This window comes from Pseudomonas fluorescens (genome assembly GCF_000967965.1).
Taxonomy (GTDB): domain Bacteria; phylum Pseudomonadota; class Gammaproteobacteria; order Pseudomonadales; family Pseudomonadaceae; genus Aquipseudomonas; species Aquipseudomonas grandcourensis.
The window spans coordinates 41532-57714 of the sequence record NZ_LACC01000039.1 but is presented as its reverse complement, the minus strand read 5'-3'; the positions used below and the strand labels follow the sequence as shown (position 1 = coordinate 57714).

The following is a 16183-nucleotide window of genomic DNA, read 5'->3' as shown; positions in this document are numbered from 1 at the left end:
TCTTTTTCAGAGTTTCCTTAGCAAGGCTCCAGAAGCAATGAATGACTCTACTCAGCCACGAGTCCTGACCCCTGATGAGTTGGCTGCCATGCTCAAGATGTGGCGAGAGATGCGCCAGTGGTCACAGGAAACGCTCGCCGAAATTTCTGGCCTCAATGTACGAACCGTACAGAGAGCCGAGGGCGGTAAAGCGCCCTTCCTCCTGGTCGGAATGGGGTTTGAACAGCCAAGTGCAGTGTAATTTCGCAGTCGTGGCCGCACACGGCTCGCAGGTAAGATCACAGCCTGAGGTGTCGACCAAAAATAGATATCGAGGGTAATCCTGAATCTTGTAACCCTCATTTTTGCACTGTAAACCTCGGTAGTTTACAAGTCATAAAAGTGGTTTACACGAAGCAGTATCACCACCACGAAGACCTTGGGGAGGCTGGTTTTGCGGCGCGAAGAAGCGGTTGGGCCTCACTGGCCGAGCGTACACACCCCAGAACAATCAGTTCTGGACGTGCATTTATTCCTTCAGGGGTCTTGTTGCCTTCTTGCCTCGAGGAGAGCTTCACGAACTTCCCCTTGGCGATTTTTACAATTGCCATCTCAAGCAACAAAGCTCCACCTGAAAAAGCCATGAAGCGGTCCGTGATAAAGGCGTAAACTCATTGAGTTTCTCAGACCACGATGAAGCATCGTTCTTTTGATTGCCTGTAATAAGTAAAAAAACCGTCGAAAGCGGATCTTGGTTGGGGGCAATTTTCATTGCTTCGCGGTGGGATCCCGTGGCGTCTGACCTTCTGCCTTCTTCACCCGGCGAAACTCAGCCTTGATCGCTCTGACCGCCCCAACCAACGGTACAAAATAGAGTCGCGGGGCTTCTTTCGCAGCGCGAATGAATTCTGAAAAAAATGTCGTTTTCATAACAGTAACTCCTCGCTACCTGAAACCGAAAATCCCGTTTACGTATAGCAATCCCGTTCGTAAGCGGCAAGCGAAACCTGATGGCCCATCCGTCCCGCTCTGACAGCATCAAAGTCTCACCTAGCTTAGTTGCCGCCAAGACGACATTCGAGCTTTTCGCACAATCTAGTCCGCAAGCCGTTCATTTGCCACGGTCATGCTTGTCTCTTATTTTATTGAACCGATAACGTTCAACCATTCGAGCACCAACACTTGTTCTGTTAATCTTTTCGATGGCTTGCTCATCAAAAGACAGCAAACTAATAGTCCCGCCAAGAGGCCAGGTATTTTCGATAAAATCATCGACCGTCCTGCATTTGTAAGCAAAGTACCAACTGCTATAGCCCAACGCATGTGCCAACATTTCGTACATAGCCCTGCACTTAATTTTGGAGCCCGATGCACTGGCGATTTTCCGTAATCTTTTATTGGTGATTCTGCACCGATTTAAAAAAAGTCCAGGACTCAGTGCAATCAATACAAACCGATCGGCCAAACGATCGTCGCGAAAAACGTAATTTGCGTCCGGGTACCACCCATGAAGATTGTTGGCAGCCAGAAATGATTCAAAATGCTCACCCAGATGCACTACAGCCGCACGCGCTGTGAGTTGTTTGGGAACGCCTTGAGGCGGTAGCTCAATAATTGTTGCCATCGCTTTCACCCCTTACGAGTTGGGTTCGAAACAATTCATCCGCGACCGCACCGGTCTCCCCTCAATGGCCAACCATTCTCAGCTCACCACGTGTGGCAGCTTGTCACTGGACGGCCAGCAAGTTATGTCTAAACCCTGTCATGGGCATGCATCTCTAGCCTTCCGACAGGTCAGAGGGGCGCCGTCGGAACGCTCAACGGGCCCAATCGCCAAACGGCACATCCGCCTCGATGTAGCGCATCGCCGACTGCACATCGCGCCAACCGACATACTCCATCAACGCCTTGCTGCTCCATTGATTGCGACTGGCCCAGGTGGCAAAACCGCGGCGCAGCGAATGCGCGGTGTAACCCTCGCCAGCTTCACCGCTGCGCACAAACGCCAGACGCAAAATACGCGAGAGGCTGTTCGGATTGACCCGCTCCTCCGCTAAATGGCCCCAACGGTCGATGGCGCGAAACACTGGCCCGTGGTGGAGGCCACTGACCAACAGCCACTGCTGGTAGGCGTCCACTGGGCATAATCGCTTCAGTGCCGGGAGCACCAGGGTACGGCCGCGATGGTCGCGATCGGTCTTGCTGCTGGTGAGGAAAATCTCCAGCGCTTGCCCTTCACGCAACTGGATATGCTCGATACGCAGTCGGCACAATTCGTCGCCCCGCAGCGCACGCCAAAAACCCATCAGGATCAACGCTTGGTCCCGCGCGGCACGCAGCCGCACCGCCCATTGATCTGAGACCAACTGCTGCTCCAACCCCTCGATGCATGCTTCCAGCCGCTGTAACTGCAGCGCTTCGGCCTGCTTGATGGGTTGCGGATGCAGCGCCTGAATGCCGCGCAGGACATCGCGTACGCGCGACGCTTTGGTTGGGTCATCGAAGCCGTGTTGTTGGTGCCATTGGGCCAAGGCCGCCAGGTGCGTGCGCAGGGTGTTGCTGGACAACTGCGCGCCATAGGCCGCCAGGTAACGCACGATGTTTTCACTGGAGGCCGGCAGCACCCCGCCCCACTCCGCTTCAAAGTGTTCAATGGCCTGTGCATAACGACGCTGGGTGCTCTCGCGTCGCGCCGCCTGTAAGTACCGCTCCGAATCGCTCACGAGACCTCCCGCATACCGCCTTTCCGGAGCCCTGCACCGATTAAGGCTTGTCACGTTCAAGAATTCAGCATTCTCGAACGCCAGTCCGTCCGAATTCCTGCCGTCCTAAAGGCAGGGTTACAGCTGTAATTGCATACTCCGTAAACCAGTACGAAATCGTCGGAGTCAGGCCATGGCACGTGGTGGCATCAACAAGGCCGTGGTGCAAATCGCCCGCGAAGCGCTGCTCGCCCGCGGCCAGCACCCCAGCATCGACGCCGTGCGCGTGGAGCTGGGCAACACCGGTTCGAAGAGCACCATTCAGCGCTACCTGAAGGAACTCGGCGCCCGAGAGCAGGCGCTGCCGCCTACCCCCGACGAGGAACTGCACAGCTTTGTCGCCGGTTTAAGTGCTCGCCTCACGGTGCTTGCCGAACAGGCGGTCGCCGAGGATCGCCAGCGCCTGCAGCGAGATCGTTCGGCGTATGAGCAGCAGCGGCTGCAGCACCAGGTGCAAATCGATCACCTGCAGAGCGCTTACGCCGGCCTCGATCGTGAGCTGCAGGCCCTGCGTGAGCACGAACGAACACTCCAGGAGCAACTGCGCCAAGCGGACGGCGAATGCCAACGTTTGGGCCAGCTGCAACACGACCTGAACCAGCTGTTGATCGAACGGGCGGCGCACCTCCAGTCATTGGAGGACAAGCATCGCCAAGCGCGCGAGGCTCTGAAGCACTTTCGCCAAGAGCATCTGACCCAGCGTGAGCAGGAAACCCAGCGTCACGACGCGCAAGTGCAGCAGTTGCAACACGAGTTGCGTGCACTACGTATCAGTCTTTCGGACAAGCAGGATGAACTCGCCCGCCTATTCCAAGACAACGAACGGCTGGTTGGTGAACTGCGCCACCAAGGCCAGCAAGCTCGCCAACGTGAACGTGCACTGCTGCAGTTGCGACAACAAAACCAGGATGCGGAAATCCGCGAGCAGAGCGCGCAAGCGCGGGTCCAAGCGTTGACCACCGAACACGCCAGCCTGCGCGAACGGGTCAAGCGTCAGGTGCTCACGGAACGGCAGAGCCGTCGCGAGCTGCGGTTCCAGCGGCAACAGATCAAGCGCTTGCAGGACTTGCTCAGTCAATCGGCACCACCACCCTTGACCACAGATGACAGCTAGCTTTGCTCTTAGGCCCCCCTAGCTGAAGCCCGTTGCTACCGGGGCAGGTTCGGTCGCTGACGCAGCGGAAACGTCGGGCCATTCTCCCATCACAAAACGGTCACGTCGGTGGTCCTCAAGCGCTGCCTCGACCTTCCTAGCAATCCATGACGGTAGTTCAACAGGGGGTGGCGGGCGGGCCAGCGTTAAGGCCTCCTGTCGCAGCATTTCCTGGTCCGGCCGGTAAAGCTGCAACAGGGTGCACGCGTGGAGGTCCCAACCGGCGATCCAGTCGTGACCGCGCATCCATTCACCGCAGCGCTCCATGGCCTCACAGCACTGCTTGAAGGCGGCGAAGTCTGACGGCCAATCATCAACATGTTCAAAAAAATCGCGCAGGTAAAGTTTATGGAGCAACTCATACAGCGGTGCGCGGACGAAGCACATCGGTTCAGCCATACACACCAGGATCAGATAGTTCAGAAAATGCGTGCGTAACCAGCGACGGTGGGGCGCGAACTGTTTGGACTTCGAGCCCAATAGGGCAAGGACACATCCTAGGTTGTTCCAATCGGGACAGCCAAACAGGCGACGCATTAGAAAGGAGCTATGCGCCGGCAACTTATAGCCGTTTTCCAAGTGTAGGGTCTGCGCCAAATGATCAGTGGGGCGACGCTCATCCCAGAGTGTACTGAGGGCGTTCCACAACGAGTTGGTCCAGCAAGGCCGCACTGCGGGATAAGCCATCAGCAATGCGCTCAACCACGGATCGCGTAACTCACTGCCCGCTAGTAACCGTGCCCACTTGTTGTTGGGGGGTAAGTCCGGATCATTCTGACGATGCTGCTGCCAAGCTCCACCACATTGGGTCAGCGCGCTCCCGTTATGCCGACATCCCCAGCAACTCAGCAGGCTATGAGCAAACACTCGGTTTCTAAGGCGCCGGACTAACGAAATGCGGCCCATGGCACGACCTTCCATTGCAACTTCCAACACCTGTAGTGAAGCACTGTTTTGTCCACAGCGAATGTGTGCCGGAGGCTAACAGTTAACACACACTGATAATACTGGAAAATATTTATGTTATATCAATGAGATAAGTTTCTCAATAAATCACTAAGCGGGGGAAGTTCTTTAAACTAAATAGGCGTTTAATAACATTAACAACTCTGAGATACAGGCCGCCCTTCTGTGCGGCGCCTGGAGCGAAGTGATGAACACCATACTTAATCGGTATCGTTTACGAAAAGAAGCGACTCGACGTCGCGCCAGTGCAGAATCGGCTTTTAGCTCGCCTCGTCTACGGCCCCCGCTGGCGATCTCTCCGCTCTCATCAATCACTCAACCTGAGCGCGACGAAGCGCTTCGGCACCACGCCTTTCCTTTACGAACGACGCTGTCGCTGGCCAACCTCCATCACTGCCCCTATCCGTCTCCAAAGGCCAGTACGCCCCCCAACCTGAATTTGTTTCGCCGGGATAGTTTGCTGTTCGCGGGCGATTTTTCTCGCGACCCAAACATAGCTTGTTCAGTTACCTGCTGGGCGCGCTCGGGATGAAGGTCTGCGTCGAACCGCTGTCGACATGGATACCCGACATCCATGTCGACGAACCTATGGGTGGGCTTATGCAAATCGTAATACTGTCCGATACACGGACACGCCTTGTACTCGGGGCACACCTTTGCGCTGGGTATGCGGTCTGCGAGTGGGTAATTGGTAAGGTCGAAGCCTTGACGGATCATCCCATAAGACGGCCTGGCCGAACTCGCGCCGGCATCAACAATTACCCTCGGAACGAGCAGACTTCCCCCCCAACGAACCAGCGGTCAAGTGCTGGATCACATAAGCTGAAAAGGCTGCGTCCCTTCGCTCCTAAGCATGTCGGTGAACCACTTCGCTATTGCCTGGACAATGGCCCTGAGTTCGACATGTCCGTTCTTTACTTGAGGGCCTTGGCGGTGAGTGATGTGGACCAACCATCGCTAACACTCTCAGAGACCAATCAATGGTTACTCGATATGATCGGCAAGCGCCAAATGCGGGCTATACGCTAGAACCGAGCAAACCGTTGGTGTTTGGAAAACCCCGCAAACTGGTGACCTTCGTTGCCTCGCGCAAGAACCAGGTCTCCATAGGCTGCGAGACCTTACTGGAGGCTGATTTTTGCATTCATCTGGAATATCAAGCAGCTATCGCCGCCTACCAATCGCAGCCCTTCACCATCTGCTTCACCGAGTCGAAAACCCGCTATACCCCTGACTTTCTTGCAACACTGGTGGACGGTAACCAGGTTGTGTACGAGGTGAAAAGCTGCGCGGGTGCTCGCAATCGAAAATGGCAAATACGTCGTGCCGTACTTGAGCAACTGTTTAGCCGAAACGGTTTAGGGTTCGAATGCGTTGAAGAGCGTCAGTTTTGCCATCCTATCCAGATCCAAAACCTTCGCACGCTATACCATTTGGGCTACAACGGCAGCCTCGCCAGTGTGCCGTATATGCTTCGCCTACTGCGCGAGCAAACACAAAGAAGTGCGTCGATCAGGTTTTTGCTGAAACAGGGAGTTCCGCAGGCTGATATCACCTGTGCGCTGTTTCATCAACGGCTGCATTGCAATCTGCAGCGCCCGCTGAACTTACTCAGCCGCGTGTGGTGAATGTGATGAACACTCTGGAGCTCAATGTCGGCGAGCATTACCAATATTGCGGTTCCGATTACCAGGTGGTCGCGGCCCAAGGCAATCGCTATCAGCTGCGCTCGCTGAAATTCAGCAAGCAAATCGTGATTCAGTCGTATGAGCGCCTGGTGCGCGCCTGGCGGAATGGCACCTTGGTCAAAACCCAGGAGGCACCGTTTGCTCCGCGGGTGGACCTGATCGTCGACGCATTGAATGCACGCCAGCAGAACATCATGGCTCAACGGCTGGCTTATGTACTACCCGTGTTGGAGCGCTGGGGCGGCCGTCTGCCTCGCCAGCCGGTGCTGACTTTGCTCTCCGAAATTGCCGCGCAGAGGGGCGAAGCGAGGCCGAGCTACGGTGCCCTTTACCTGTGGATAAGAGCCTACCTGAGCATGGGCGAAAATAAGCTCGCTCTCGTCCCGCGAACCCGGAATTCGCCAACCCGGCGTGTTTTCAGGCAGCCAGAGGTTGTGCAAGAACTCATCCAGCTCAATTTGGCTCAATTGTTCTTTAAGCCTACGCCGTGCAAGAAAACCGACCTTATTAGTGCCATCCAATGCTCAATTAACGCCTGCAACGAAAAACGGCCTCCACACGATCAGCTTGCCTGTCCGTCGACCAGTACGCTGTACCGAATCATTACAGAATTGGACCGGTACGAGACCGACCGCCATCAGCTCGGTTATCGTCGAGCCATCAAAAGGCAAAAATGGAGTAAAAAATGTAGGCGGCCATTGGAGCTCTTCAACCTCGTCGAAGGCGATACGCATGAACTCGATGTGGAAACCGTCGATGAGAACGGCCACTTGACCGGACGCCTTTACTTGACTGCGCTGATTGAAGTGAGAAACAGGGTAATCACAGGATGGGACATCTCCTACAACCCGCCCAGCACCGAAAAGACGATGCGCGCGCTGAAACATTCACTGTTGAGTAGTAATCCCTATGGAGGACTGGCTCGCCGCTATCGTCTCGACAATGGAAGCGAATTCGCCAATGCCCGTTTGAAAAGCGTCCTTCAGGACCTTGGCAGTGACGTGACCTACTGTGAACCGGGTAATCCAGATCAAAAACCGCACATCGAAAGTTTCTTCAAGACATGGACCACATCCATCGCCCATTGCATGCCCGGTACGACATTCTCGGGGCCAAATCCTTATGACTCCGAAGCCAATGCCACCCTCACCTTGGAGGACGTCATGAAAAATTTCGAAGATTGGCTCGCTACTGCATACCATCCAGGATTCCAAGATGGCTTGGGCAAATCACCCCTGGAAGCCTGGGACGAGGACCAGGCCAATACTCTCGCGTTCGAACGGAAAAGGTACAGCGAGGAAGACCTTAATCGCCATCTGCTGTGTGTCGCTTACGTCAAACCCAACAATGGCCGGTTGCGCTTCCAAGGACTCGCCTGGACGGGCCCAGCAGTGAGTTATCTGGCCACCCAGTATTCCGGCAAACCTAGGTCGCTGCGGCTGCTCTATGACATTTCCGAACTGGGCAAGGCCTGGGTCTGCGACCCTAATTCGCCAAGCGAACTCTTCGAAGTCATGGCGGTTGATCCCGATTATCAAAAGGGTTTGACCATGCACCTTCACGAAATGATCAAGGCCCGGCTCAGAGCCAGAAAGCAATCACCAAACTACAGTGCCGCACGCGAGGCGCGGGTTCAGATATTACGAGAACTGGCCAACGCGAAAACCAAAACTGAATGGAAAACAAGGAAACGCGCGGAGGAGCGTGGCGACTTCAACGCTTGGCCGAGCTTGCCCGCCCCTTCAGTGGCTCGGGAGGATGACAGCAACAGACGTTATCAATTCCATCCTGATACCCCACCGAATTATGCGAGCGTGGTGACCAAACATGCTCGATGAATCGAAAGCTCAAGCCATGGTCGAATTCAATAAACAGACCGTGTTCTTTCCCAGCTATCAGTTCGCCTACTCCCAGCTTTCCAAAGCCGTGGAAGCCACTGAAATACGTAAAACGGCAAGCTGCGCCTTCATCATCGGGCCGTCCGGCTCCGGAAAATCTCGTCTGTGCGAGCTGTTCACCGATACCTTTAATCCGCCGTATATAGAGTGCGATAAAGACGGCATATTCAAAATTATAACCGCGCTCTACTGCATCGTACCCGCTCCGGTGACGATCAAGGGGATTTGCACCACGTTACTCAAAGCGCTTGGTGTTTACCCGCCGCACGGCGACGTGCATGCGCTTAACGAACTACTCCTAGATCGTCTAAAAAAATGCCGGGTCAGAGTCATAATCTTGGACGAAATCCAGCGCTTGTTGAAACCGGAAGCGGAGAAATCACGCGGCGTGACCTTGGATTGGCTGGTAACACTACTGAGCAAGAGTGAGATCCCCATCATGCTGGCAGGCACCGAAGAGTGCAAACTTCTGCTTAAGGAACAGAAAAAACAAAGTTTTTCACCGTTCATCAGAAGATACTGCTACGTCGCGTATCTGGAGCATTTCAAGTTCAGCGAGCTCGAAACCTCTGAGTACTACATGACGCTTAAGGTTCTTGATCAGCAGTTATTTAAGCTAATGAAGTTCGAAGGCGATGTTCATCTCCACGATCTGATGATCATGGCGCCGCTTTACGTTGCGAGCGTAGGAAGCCTGGAATACCTTCGACAAATCGTGCACGAAGCGGTTATCTGTGCCTTAACCCGTAACTCAACTACTCTCACCCGCCAGGACTTCTTCGAGGCCTGCCAATGCCTGAATCTCCCCAAACAGCTCAGTGAGACAACCAATCCATTCACTTTGACGCTGAGTGAGTGTCTAGCGTTGATAACGGCGTACACCAATGAACAAGCTAATCTTCGTACCAATTCCGCTCGCTGAAGAAAGCCCATACAGCTTGATCAGACGGGTAACACTGTTTCATGGATTTCACACGATTGGTCAATTCAGTAGCCACTGCGTGGGTGAATCAGCTGTACAACACATTGCAGTAACCCAGTCATCAGCGATCGCTCAATTTTTAGCAGAAGAGGCGGGGACCTATGCCCCCGCAGTACTCAGTGGATTTTACAAAACTGTAAACCGCGCCCAGACGATGAATTTGTTGGTCAGCGGAATTGAAACACCTAGCATTTATCTAAGGTTACGTTCTTTTGTGTATTGTGACGGCTGTTTCGAAGAGGGCTGGCAACGCCAAATTCAAGACATAAAACTTGCAGAATTTTGCCCATATCACCAGAAAAAATACTTGGCGCACTGCCCCGCATGCGGTGGAGATTTTAAGTGGTGGCATGCTCTACATGGCAAATGTCACTACTGTGGGGTTGTCCTTAAGTGTGCTCCCTGCACTGCCCAAGACTGTAGGCATGAGCAATATCTTGTACAGAGTTTGAAGACCCACAATCAAGCTTACCTTGACAAGGTTATGAGAATTGCTCGCAATTTGGGAAGTGTTATGCAAAAAAAACCTACCGCCCCCGAGGCCAGCCGCTGCCAGATTAATGAAGCAGCTATGCTCATTGCGAATAATGATGCGCACGGAATTCTGCAACACCTATCAGCGTTACATAGCATATATCCCGATATCGATAAGTCTTGGATAGCCGCCCGTTTCTCAGGTTTCAAGAGCCCTGAAGTGAATGAAGCTATAAATGCCTTCATGAAAAGGACATCGTTTTCTCAGGACAGCATCCAGAGCGATACACCTTTTCTATTAACGGCCGGACAAGCCAGACGAAAAATGCAAGCGGAGGGCTTACGCTTCGCGAGCATAAGCGGGATATGCCAAAGCGTTAACGCAACGAGAAAATTCTTTACCAATGATGACATTTTTGCATTATCTCTAGCGCTTGAAGAATATCACGCCAAGAGTGCTGGACGTTTACCCATCGCACAGTCAGAGATGTGGACTACCAAAGAGGTCGCAAGGCGGCTAAATGTAAAACCGAACGTCGTACAAACTTATTCCAGAGATGGTTTATTGCCATTCTATTGCGGCAAGAAGGGCAGGAAATTTTTTCTTCCAGCTGACGTGGATTGCCTACTCGATCGACTCCAACCTCCGCACTACATTGCAGCAACCTGCGGCGTTAAAGTCATAAAAATCCGCAAAGCCATTCTCGAATCCCAAGTTGAACCCAGCTACAATGCCGAACTCCACTGGTCGTACTGGCTATTTACCTCAGAAGACATCCAGTCAATCAAGCTAACGTTGGCACACAAAAAATCACGAGCCACGGAAGCGTTTCCGCTAATTCTACCAAACCTCCCAGCTGATCCAGTTTTTTTCGCAAAATTCCTGAGCTATGCGCAGACCGCGAAATCACTTCGAATTGAAAAAGCAGCCGTTCATGAGCTCATAAAGTGGCATTACTTGAAACATTGTTACATATCCTTGAAAAAAATCTACATTCCTAAAACGGAAATACAAAAATTCAAACAAAAATACTTAATTAGCAAAACCACAAGCAAAATTCTGAAAATTTCTGTAAACCGCCTGGCCGATGTGCTGCAGTTTTTTGGCATCCAGCCACTAATCTTTCCCGCCACAACACAATCCCGAACCACTGCCATCTATAGAAAAAAAGAAATTTCAAAGTTTGCCATTCACCTAAGCACAGAAAAGCCTACGGAAAATCAAAATTACCTGAGCATTACTATAGCCGCTAAACGTGCACAAGTTTCCGAACACACCCTTAGAGCCCTGGCCTATCGCAATGTACTCTCTCACGTAGCGGGTAAGTCATCGTTTTATTTTCGGCCCAGCGTTCTGGATCTGTTTCGGAAGAAATTTTCGATTATTGAAACACTGCTGGCCCCAATGGGCTTTCCGTTAAGACCAACCCCTAGACTTATCGAGAAGCTGTACAAATATTACACCAAAGAAATACCACCCAGGACCAATACGGCGGAATTCTATCGAAGCAGCGCCGACATACTCTCGTATCTAAATTCAGAGACACCAATTGATCCCCCTATTTTAACCAAAATAAAAAAAGCGGCACATTTTTTCCGCCCTAATGTACCAACTCTCCCGCCCGATTGCATATTGCTCAGCGTTGCCCTTGAACAATTCCGAATCAGCTACAACGATTTTTATGACACGTTTCTAAAGAAAGGCTTTGTGTCACTAATCAGACATGAGAAGGAAAAATACCTAAATAGAAAAGATTTTGATAAGTGCCAACACATCCTCGCTTCGCACATCACCTGCGCAATGGCCGACAGATTGATTTTCAACAACTCCGGAACTAGTCGATGCTTGATTAGAAGAAGCATTCTGATAGGAGAACACCTATCCAACTTTATCGCCAAACCATTAATACAGCGGGACATGATATCGTATTACCTTATCAACCACCCCGTAAGTTCTTATCTCAAACTCAAATAATCACAAGCGCATTTAATACTCAATCGAGCAGGGTATCACTATCCTCTCCCAACATCACATCGATCTCCAACCACGACACTTCTTCAAGCCATTCGCACCCGATCTCTGCTCGCCACGCCCCTGCCATTTTTAACTTTACCCACATAGGACTAACTCGGTCACTGGGCAGTATTAAGCCGTGAACCTCCTACGGTCACCCGACAGCACTTTCACTCGTATAAGTTTTCGCCTAACAATATTCATCAGTATTATTTTTTTTGAAAACATGCATTTCAAGGCTTCATGAGTTTCGCACCAACCACAGTCAACCATATCAACCTGAACAGAAATTGATCGAGAGGACATCAGTGAACTGGTCAGCGCCATAAAAGCGGTATTTGCAGGTTACAACTATTTCCCGAGCGAGGCGCTGAACCCCATCCGCGGAGATGAAACACGCTGTATCGAACTGGAACTGTTCAAATCGGTAAATGACCGGGAACTAATGGTCTTGCAACTTTTTGCCCAAGGTCGCACAAACAAGGAAATCGCCAAGGGCATGTTCCTGAGCAACAAGACCGTGAGCACCTACAAAAAGCGCCTCATGCAGAAACTCAAAGCCAAATCCCTGGTTGAACTAATCGAGATGGCAAAACGTAACGCACTCGTGTGAGAACCTGGATGCCCAGCCGTTTGAAGGTCTATCTGATTCAACTGACCGCAGGTCTATGCGTGAGCACCTCGTTGCTCGGGGCACCGGGCAATGAAAACTACACGTTGCTCAGCCGCTCGAAGGTCGGAGCGCTGGAGGTTCGGCTGGATGAATCCCAGCAACAATGGATAACACAAAAAAAACAACTGACGCTCGGTACGTCGGCCCCGGACTATCCCCCATTCGACCTGACCACCAGTGGTCGGGACTATGAAGGGTTTACCGCCGATTACGCCGGTCTCCTGGGGAAAGTAACCGGTCTGCCCGTCACGGTTCGGCGTTTCGATTCCCGAGGGGCCGCGATCGCTGCGCTGGAGAACGGCGAAGTCGATCTGCTTGGCACCGCCAATGGATTCGAAGCTGGCAATGCCGACATTGCACTGTCCATACCCTATGCCGTCGACCAACCCGTATTGGTGACCCGCGAAGGGGAAACCCGATCCCTCACCGATGGCCTGGCCGGATTGCGCCTGAGCATGGTGTATCACTACTTGCCGCTGGCGGAAGTCAAGGCGTTGTACCCGAAGGCGATCATCACGTCCTATCCGTCCTACCAGAATGCTATCAATGCCGTTGCTTTCGATCAGGCGGACGTGTTTCTCGGTGACACCATTTCAACTCACTACATGATCAACAAGGGGTACCTGAACAACATCCGCATGGCCAACTTCGGCAAACATGAAGCCTTTGGTTTCAGCTTCGCCGTCAACCGCAACAACCCCGAGCTGCTTGGCATCATCAACGCGATGATCACTGCCATCCCCTCCAGTGAACGAGAAAACATCGCCAAACGCTGGAGCGCCGGCAGCGACATTCTGCTGACCGATCAAAAGCTGCAACTCACTGACCGGGAAGAGCGCTGGCTGAGCCACCACCCGATTGTGCGAGTTGTCGTCAACGAAGCCTTTGCGCCACTGACCTTTTTCGATAGCAATGGCAATTTTCGTGGGGTCACCGCGGATTTGCTTGAGCTGATCAGGCTGCGTACCGGCTTGCGCTTCGATATCCGGAGCAGTCGAAGCGATGACGAGATGATCAAACAGATCAAGGACAACAAGGTAGATGTGATCGCTGCGTTGCTCCCCAGCGCCCAACGCCAAACCCAGCTGAACTTTACCCGCCCCTTTCTGGAAAATTCCTACGTCCTGCTGACCCGCAAAGCCGCTGACAGCCCGACCAACCTCGCGCAGTTACAGGACAAGCGCCTGGCCATTGCCCGCGGCAATCCACTCATGGATTACCTGCGCGGTGAGTTTCCCAGGATCAAGTTGATCGAAACGCCGGACACCTTCAGCGCCGTAGAATTACTCGCCGAAGGCCAGGCAGAGGGCGCGGTGAACTCATTGGTCATTGCCAATTACTTCATTTCCTCGCGGCTGTTCGAGCACACATTGCAAATCAGCACCACCATCGGTACCGAGCAGGCGGCGTTTTCCCTTGCTACCGCTCTGGGCGCCAAAGAGCTGAACGCCATTCTCGACAAGGCGCTGCTGAGCATCTCGCCGGAAGAGCTGGGCATTATCAACAGTCGCTGGCGCGGCTATTCTGCGTCCTCGCAAAGCACCTGGCGCAACTATCAAAGACTGTTCTACCAAATTGTCATCGGTGCCGGCGTGCTGTTGCTGATTTCCGTTGCGTGGAACGACTACATGCGACGCCAGATCAAGCAGCGCAAGGCCGCCGAGCGTGCGCTGAACGATCAGTTCGAATTCATGCGATCGCTGGTCAATGGCACGCCCCATCCGATCTACGTACGTGACCGCCAGGGGCTGCTGCAAAGTTGCAACGACAGTTACCTGCAAGCGTTCTGCGCCCGGCGTGAAGATGTCATCGGCAAAAGCGTCATGCAGGGATCGATGAGCAATGTGTTTGAAGCCCGAGAGTACCAGGCCGACTACCAACGCGTGGTGGCCGAGGGCAGACCGTTGATCGTCGATCGCGAGCTGCACATTGGTGGCCGGCGGCTGACGATCTATCACTGGATTCTTCCCTATCGGGACTCCAGCGCAAAAGTGCAAGGCATTATCGGTGGCTGGATCGACATCAGCGAGCGGCGGCAACTGCTCGATGATCTGCGCTGCGCGAAAGAACGCGCCGATAACGCCAACCGGGCCAAAAGCACGTTTCTGGCCACGATGAGCCATGAGATCCGCACGCCGATGAATGCAATCATCGGCATGCTTGAACTGACACTCAAGCGTCTTGATCATCAGCACCCGGAGCGTGCGGCCATTGATGTCGCGTACAACTCGGCGAAAGGGTTGCTGGAATTGATCGGCGACATTCTCGACATCGCCAGAATCGAATCAGGACGCTTGAGCCTGAGCCCGGAGCGGGTTGATCCGGGTGAACTTGTGACCTCGGTCGTGCGGATTTTCGAAGGTCTGGCCCGACAGAAGGAACTCGAGCTAGTGCTGGAGTTTTCATCGGCGAACCCGACTTTCGATGTGTTGCTGGACCCATTGCGCTTCAAACAGGTGTTGTCCAACCTGATCAGCAATGCCATCAAGTTTACCGAGCAAGGCCAGGTCCGGGTCATTGTCGACCTGCACCCGGCAACGCAACCTGAGCGTGTGCATATGCGGGTGCAGGTTCACGACAGTGGTATCGGGATCAGCGAACAGGATCAACAACGCCTGTTCGAACCCTTCGCTCAGGCCGACCACGCCATGCAATCGGCCAGGGGAGGCGCAGGGCTGGGGCTGGTGATCAGCCGCAATCTCTGCGAGATGATGGGCGGTAGCCTGCAATTACGCAGCGAGCCGGGCATCGGCACCCAAGTGGAGGTGTTGTTGCAGCTGGAAACGTTGCCGTTGCAACAGTCAGCCCAAGTGGTCGAAACCCAAATCGTCGTCGCCACAACCCCATTGAATGTTCTGGTAGTCGACGATCACTCGGCCAATCGATTGCTCACTTGCCAGCAACTGGAGTTTCTTGGGCATCGCTTCACTGTCGCGGCCGATGGACAGGAGGGATTGGAGGCATGGAAGGACCAGCCTTTTGATCTGGTGATCGCCGATTGCAACATGCCAGTCATGAGCGGTTATGAGCTGAGCCGTGCCATTCGCCAGCATGAGCGACAACTCCATCGTCCTCCCTGCACCGTTCTCGGCTTTACCGCCAATGCCCAACCGGAAGAAATACAACGCTGCAAACAGGCCGGAATGGACGACTGCCTGTTCAAACCTCTCAGCCTCGGGGCCTTGAGTCAATGGGTGCAAAGCATTGAACCAACCCATGCAACCCCGGCGTTCAGCCTTCACGGGTTGAAACTGCTGACCGGGGGCAACCCGATGTTGAACCGACGATTGCTGAACGAGCTGGTGAACAGCAACCGCCAGGATCTGCCAACGCTGTTGTCGTTATCCAGCTCCGGGGATACCCAGGCGCTGCTGGACATTGCCCACAAAATCAAAGGCGCGGCCCGGATAGTACAAGCCACCCGCCTGATCGACCGTTGCGAGGCACTCGAAGCCGCCTGCCATGAGGATTTCGATCGCGAAGAAGTAGCTGGATGCTGCAAATCCATGGAGCGCGCCATGCTTGAGCTGGAGGACGCGTTGCTACGTCAGATCGAACATTACGACGAAAGCAAAATGCCAGAGCCTTAACTAT

The 16183-nt window shown here is 53.4% G+C and carries 10 protein-coding genes and 2 pseudogenes; 8 read left to right on the top strand and 4 right to left on the bottom strand.

The window, feature by feature from the left end:
- Positions 1–241, top strand: a pseudogene (locus tag VC35_RS29800) (helix-turn-helix transcriptional regulator); the annotation flags it as partial.
- Between the two features lie 506 nt (positions 242–747).
- On the opposite strand, the gene VC35_RS29680 reads toward VC35_RS29800, so the two are convergent.
- The 3 genes from VC35_RS29680 to VC35_RS25770 all read right to left on the bottom strand — a co-directional run bounded on the left by VC35_RS29680 (position 748) and on the right by VC35_RS25770 (position 2702).
- Positions 748–909: a hypothetical protein gene (locus VC35_RS29680; RefSeq protein ID WP_185754857.1), complete on the bottom strand. Its 162-nt coding sequence runs from the start codon at positions 907–909 to the stop codon at positions 748–750.
- A gap of 181 nt (positions 910–1090) precedes the next feature.
- Positions 1091–1603, bottom strand: a complete 513-nt coding sequence (locus VC35_RS29675; RefSeq protein WP_185754856.1) for a hypothetical protein — start codon at positions 1601–1603, stop codon at positions 1091–1093.
- A 193-nt stretch (positions 1604–1796) separates the two neighbouring features.
- Positions 1797–2702, bottom strand: coding sequence for a site-specific integrase (locus tag VC35_RS25770; RefSeq protein ID WP_046043420.1), 906 nt, complete (start codon positions 2700–2702; stop codon positions 1797–1799).
- A 172-nt stretch (positions 2703–2874) separates the two neighbouring features.
- On the opposite strand from VC35_RS25770, the gene VC35_RS25765 reads away from it, so the two are divergent.
- A complete protein-coding gene (locus tag VC35_RS25765) occupies positions 2875–3855 on the top strand; it encodes a DNA-binding protein (protein WP_046043419.1) in 981 nt (326 codons plus the stop codon).
- An 18-nt stretch (positions 3856–3873) separates the two neighbouring features.
- On the opposite strand, the gene VC35_RS25760 is transcribed toward VC35_RS25765, so the two are convergent.
- Positions 3874–4596, bottom strand: a complete 723-nt coding sequence (locus tag VC35_RS25760; protein WP_259674447.1) for a hypothetical protein — start codon at positions 4594–4596, stop codon at positions 3874–3876.
- Between the two features lie 1244 nt (positions 4597–5840).
- Here VC35_RS25760 and VC35_RS25750 point away from each other — a divergent pair.
- The 6 genes and pseudogenes from VC35_RS25750 to VC35_RS25725 all read left to right on the top strand — a co-directional run bounded on the left by VC35_RS25750 (position 5841) and on the right by VC35_RS25725 (position 16179).
- Complete coding sequence (locus VC35_RS25750) at positions 5841–6488, top strand: TnsA endonuclease N-terminal domain-containing protein (protein ID WP_046043416.1); 648 nt, start codon at positions 5841–5843, stop codon at positions 6486–6488.
- A gap of 5 nt (positions 6489–6493) precedes the next feature.
- Positions 6494–8386 carry an integrase catalytic domain-containing protein gene (locus VC35_RS25745; protein WP_046043415.1) on the top strand — a complete coding sequence of 631 codons (1893 nt, stop codon included), beginning with the start codon at positions 6494–6496 and terminating at the stop codon, positions 8384–8386.
- Positions 8376–9368, top strand: coding sequence for an ATP-binding protein (locus VC35_RS25740; protein ID WP_046043414.1), 993 nt, complete (start codon positions 8376–8378; stop codon positions 9366–9368). Before VC35_RS25745 ends, VC35_RS25740 begins: the two co-directional genes overlap by 11 nt.
- A complete protein-coding gene (locus tag VC35_RS25735; protein ID WP_259674446.1) occupies positions 9331–11877 on the top strand; it encodes a TniQ family protein in 2547 nt (848 codons plus the stop codon). The genes VC35_RS25740 and VC35_RS25735 overlap by 38 nt, the downstream gene beginning before the upstream one ends.
- Positions 11878–12211: 334 nt before the next feature.
- Positions 12212–12529: pseudogene (locus VC35_RS25730) on the top strand (response regulator transcription factor); the annotation flags it as partial.
- Between the two features lie 8 nt (positions 12530–12537).
- Positions 12538–16179, top strand: coding sequence for a transporter substrate-binding domain-containing protein (locus tag VC35_RS25725; protein ID WP_046043412.1), 3642 nt, complete (start codon positions 12538–12540; stop codon positions 16177–16179).
- The last annotated feature ends 4 nt before the right edge of the window (positions 16180–16183 follow it).

Coding starts and splice junctions, on each gene's coding strand:
- VC35_RS25745 (WP_046043415.1), top strand. CDS start 6,494: ATGAACACTCTGGAGCTCAATGTCGGCGAGCATTACCAATATTGCGGT.
- VC35_RS25735 (WP_259674446.1), top strand. CDS start 9,331: ATGAACAAGCTAATCTTCGTACCAATTCCGCTCGCTGAAGAAAGCCCA.
- VC35_RS25765 (WP_046043419.1), top strand. CDS start 2,875: ATGGCACGTGGTGGCATCAACAAGGCCGTGGTGCAAATCGCCCGCGAA.
- VC35_RS29675 (WP_185754856.1), bottom strand. CDS start 1,603: ATGGCAACAATTATTGAGCTACCGCCTCAAGGCGTTCCCAAACAACTC.
- VC35_RS25750 (WP_046043416.1), top strand. CDS start 5,841: ATGGTTACTCGATATGATCGGCAAGCGCCAAATGCGGGCTATACGCTA.
- VC35_RS29680 (WP_185754857.1), bottom strand. CDS start 909: ATGAAAACGACATTTTTTTCAGAATTCATTCGCGCTGCGAAAGAAGCC.
- VC35_RS25740 (WP_046043414.1), top strand. CDS start 8,376: ATGCTCGATGAATCGAAAGCTCAAGCCATGGTCGAATTCAATAAACAG.
- VC35_RS25725 (WP_046043412.1), top strand. CDS start 12,538: ATGCCCAGCCGTTTGAAGGTCTATCTGATTCAACTGACCGCAGGTCTA.